This window comes from Bradyrhizobium sp. P2_E8 (assembly GCF_056403875.1).
In genome coordinates this window covers 1-2,844 of record NZ_JBFUES010000951.1, presented here as the reverse complement: position 1 = coordinate 2,844, position 2,844 = coordinate 1, and the positions used below count along the sequence as shown (strand labels likewise).

Annotated in this window: 3 protein-coding genes and 1 pseudogene; 1 reads left to right on the top strand and 3 read right to left on the bottom strand. The window is 65.0% G+C overall.

The genetic code is table 11. The features are described 5' to 3' along the window. The coding region (locus AC1D00_RS34830) for a DUF1993 family protein (RefSeq protein ID WP_477013802.1) at window positions 1–120 on the top strand (120 nt) is incomplete at its 5' end. An 8-nt stretch (window positions 121–128) separates the two neighbouring features. Here the strand turns inward: AC1D00_RS34830 and AC1D00_RS34825 are convergent. From AC1D00_RS34825 to AC1D00_RS34815, 3 genes and pseudogenes are all read right to left on the bottom strand, one after another. Next, window positions 129–596, bottom strand: coding sequence for a hypothetical protein (locus tag AC1D00_RS34825; RefSeq protein WP_167770920.1), 468 nt, complete (start codon window positions 594–596; stop codon window positions 129–131). Window positions 597–856: 260 nt separating this feature from the next. Then, window positions 857–1,845, bottom strand: a pseudogene (locus AC1D00_RS34820) (hydroxyacid dehydrogenase). A 34-nt stretch (window positions 1,846–1,879) separates the two neighbouring features. Further along, window positions 1,880–2,844, bottom strand: a 965-nt coding sequence (locus AC1D00_RS34815) for an ABC transporter ATP-binding protein (RefSeq protein WP_477013801.1), incomplete at its 5' end; no start/stop codon positions are given.

Genomic DNA, 2,844 nt, shown 5'->3' with positions numbered 1-2,844 from the left:
CTGCTGCTGACGTTCAGCATGCCGCAGTTCTTCTTTCACGTCACGACGGCCTACGACCTGTTGCGGCACGCAGGCGTCGAGCTCGTGAAGCGGGATTTTCTCGGCCCGCGCGAGCGCTAGATCGGGCTTTAGGCTTCGCCCTTGCGCTCGAACTCGGCGAGCGAGCTACGGCCGGCGATCTCGCTGCGCAGCTCTTCGAAGCGTCGGTGTGCCTCGTGCTCGTGCGCGTCGACGAAATGCACCGCGGCTTCGCTCGTCATTGGGCCGCTGACCACGGGCGCGGACTGCTCGCCGATGGTCTCGTGGACGTAGAACTGGTCGTCATCGCCGCGATGGACCGTCCATTTGAGGCGGATCGCCACCATCGGCCCAGGACCGACCTTGCTGTAGCCGTCGGCATCGGTGTGCTCCGGCACCAGCGGCTGCTCCTCGACCACCGGATGCTCATCGGCAACCGGATGCTCGTCGACAACCGAATCCTCATCGCCAGCCGCCGCTTCCGTTTCGGCGTCGCGGACGACGAGAACGGGCTCGGGGTGCTCCAGGATGCTGGCGATGGTCGCCAGTGCGTGGTCGGTCGGGTCGATTTCTGACAAGGGTCCATCCTCCAGCTCGACGCGGCCGGCAAGTCTGTCCCACTGCCGCCGCGGCTCGGCTTATTACGCGGGTTTGATTAAGGCTGAGTTGGGGCTCGATCTGCACCAAAATGGGACGCATTCTGGCGTTCCGAAGGCGGGCGGACTAAAGCATGATCCGGAAAGGTGCGCGGCGTTTTTTCCGAAAAGATCATGCTCGAACGATAATCCAAAGCGCGATGACGATTCATCGCGCTTTAGCCGCCCGCCCTGCGGTTTGCTTAGCCCAGCACGTCCTGATTGATGATGTTCTGCCGGATGGGATCGCCGTCCAGCACACTCAGGATGTTGCGCGCGGTCTGCTCGCTCATGCGGCTCACCGACTCGACCGTGACGCCCGCGACATGCGGGGCCATGATGACGTTGGGCAGCGCGAACAGCTCATTGCTGACCGGCGGCGGCTCCACCTCGAACACGTCGATGCCGGCGCCGGCGAGCTTTCCGGACGTGAGCGCGTCGTACAGCGCTGCTTCCTTCACGATTCCGCCGCGTGCGGTGTTGATGAGATAGGATCTCGGCTTCATCCGGCCGATCCGGGCCGCGTCGAACAGGCCGACCGTTTCCGGCGTCTTCGGACAATGGATGGTGACGAAGTCGRCATGGGGCAACGCGGCGTCAAGATCGGCGACGGGTTCGCAGCCGGCGGCCTTGATCTCGGCGGCGGGCTTGTAGGGATCGTAGACCTGCACCTTCATTTCCATCGCCAGGCAGCGCTTGGCGGTGCGGGTGCCGATGCGGCCGAAGCCGATGATCAGCACCGTCTTGCCGTAGAGATCGAACGGCAGCATGCCGAGCCGGTCGGCCCATTTGCCGTCCTTGACGCAGGAATGCATCTCCTGCGCGCGTTTTGCCAGCGTCAGCATCATGAACAGCGCCTGCTCGGCGACCGAGGGCGAGTTCGCGCTGCCCGCGACCATCAGCGGCACCTTGCGGCGGGACAGGGCGGGCACGTCCACGCGTCGTAGCCGACGCCGATGCGGGTCACGACCTTCATGTCCCGGGATGCCTCGAGCTCGGTCTCGCCGAAGGCGGTGGCGCCGAGCGCTACGCCATGGACCGGGGCATGGCTCTTCAACAGTGCCTCGAAATCCTTCGCCGAGATCAGGTTCGCAAATTCGACGAGCTCGATATCGTCTCGCTGGGTGAGGAGGGCGCGGGCCCCTTGCGACAAAGTTTGTGTAACGAAAATCTTCTTCTTGTTGGTCGCCATCGCTCCCTGCCTGCTCGCGTTTCTTAGGCCGGCGTCACAGCACGACGCCGGTGTCTTCGTTTAGCAGGTGCATATTGTTGAGGTCCATCGCCAAACGCATGGGTGCCCCGTCCTTGGCGCCGGCGTTGGGATCGACGCGGCCGCAGACCGGCGTGCCCTCGAGCCCGAAATAGACCAGGGTCTCCATCCCCATCGGCTCGGTGACGTCGAGCACGGTGTCGAAGGTCTCGACGCCCGGCCCCAGATGCGCATGCGCCTCGGTGAGGTGCTCGGGCCGGAGGCCGAGCAGGAACTTGTCGGTGCGCGGCAGCGCGTGGTAACGGGCGGCGCGGGCCGGCGGCAGCGCGAAGCCGATGCGATCGGTGAGGCGGATCTGGAGCGTGCCGCCGACGTCCTCCAGCCGGCACGGGATGAAGTTCATCGCCGGTGAGCCGATGAAGCCCGCGACGAAGCGCGTCGCCGGCCTGTGGTAGAGCTCGTTCGGCGTGCCGATCTGCTCGATCCGCCCCTTGTTCATCACCACCACGCGGTCGGCCAGCGTCATCGCCTCGACCTGGTCGTGGGTGACGTAGACCGTCGTGGTGCGCACCTTCTGGTGCACCTTCTTGATCTCGATGCGCATCTGCACGCGCAGCTTGGCGTCGAGGTTGGACAGCGGCTCGTCGAACAGGAAGACCTTGGGATTGCGCACGATGGCGCGACCCATCGCGACGCGCTGGCGCTGGCCGCCGGAGAGTTGCTTCGGCTTGCGGTCGATCAGGTCGGTGATGTCGAGGAGCCGTGCGGCCTCCGTCACCCGCGCCTTGATCTCGGCCTTGGGATAGTGCTTCAGGCGCAGTCCGAACGACATGTTCTCGGCGACTGTCATGTGCGGGTACAGCGCGTAGTTCTGGAACACCATCGCGATGTCGCGGTCCTTCGGCGGCACGTCGTTGACGACGTCGCCGCCGATCATGATGTCGCCGTCGCTGATGTCCTCGAGGCCTGCGATCATGCGTA